Below are 1,211 nucleotides of genomic sequence, written 5' to 3' on the forward strand. Positions count from 1 at the left end.
TGGCTGACCACCACGGACCACAAGACGATCGGCACGATGTACCTGGTCACGTCGTTCGCGTTCTTCTGCATCGGTGGCGTCATGGCGCTGCTGATGCGCGCCGAACTGGCCCGTCCCGGCACGCAGATCATGTCGAACGAGCAGTTCAACCAGGCGTTCACGATGCACGGCACGATCATGCTGCTGATGTTCGCGACGCCACTGTTCGCCGGCTTCACGAACTGGATCATGCCGCTGCAGATCGGTGCGCCCGACGTGGCGTTCCCGCGGCTGAACATGTTCGCCTACTGGCTGTACCTGTTCGGCTCGCTCATCGCGGTCGGTGGCTTCCTCACCCCGCAGGGCGCCGCCGACTTCGGCTGGTTCGCCTACAGCCCGCTGTCGGACGCGGTCCGCTCGCCGGGCATCGGCGCCGACATGTGGATCATGGGTCTGGCCTTCTCCGGCTTCGGCACCATCCTGGGCGCGGTCAACTTCATCACCACCATCATCTGCATGCGCGCCCCCGGCATGACGATGTTCCGTATGCCGATCTTCGTGTGGAACGTGCTGCTCACCGCGGTCCTGGTGCTGCTGGCCTTCCCCGTGCTCGCCGCCGCGCTGTTCGCGCTGGAGGCGGATCGGAAGTTCGGCGCACACATCTTCGACTCGGCCAACGGCGGAGCGCTGCTGTGGCAGCACCTCTTCTGGTTCTTCGGCCATCCAGAGGTGTACATCATCGCGCTGCCGTTCTTCGGCATCATCAGTGAGGTCATCCCGGTCTTCTCCCGCAAGCCGATGTTCGGCTACATGGGTCTGATCGGCGCGACCATCGCCATCGCGGGTCTGTCCGTGACGGTGTGGGCGCACCACATGTACGTCACCGGCGGAGTCCTGCTGCCGTTCTTCTCCTTCATGACGTTCCTCATCGCCGTACCGACGGGCGTGAAGTTCTTCAACTGGATCGGCACCATGTGGAAGGGGTCACTGAGTTTCGAGACCCCGATGCTGTGGGCCACCGGCTTCCTGATCACCTTCACCTTCGGTGGTCTGACCGGTGTCATCCTGGCGTCGCCGCCGATGGACTTCCACGTCTCGGACTCGTACTTCGTGGTGGCGCACTTCCACTACGTGGTGTTCGGCACGGTCGTGTTCGCGATGTTCTCCGGCTTCCACTTCTGGTGGCCGAAGTTCACCGGCAAGATGCTCGACGAACGCCTCGGCAAGATCAC

At 63.3% G+C, this 1,211-nt stretch carries 1 protein-coding gene; it reads left to right on the plus strand.

Features of this window, described 5'->3' with window-relative positions; genetic code table 11:
* Positions 1-1,211, plus strand: a 1,211-nt coding sequence (locus C6Y14_RS43835) for a cbb3-type cytochrome c oxidase subunit I (protein WP_107022515.1), incomplete at both ends; no start/stop codon positions are given.

The organism is Streptomyces dioscori, from assembly GCF_003024195.1.
In the GTDB taxonomy this organism is placed as follows: domain Bacteria; phylum Actinomycetota; class Actinomycetes; order Streptomycetales; family Streptomycetaceae; genus Streptomyces; species Streptomyces dioscori.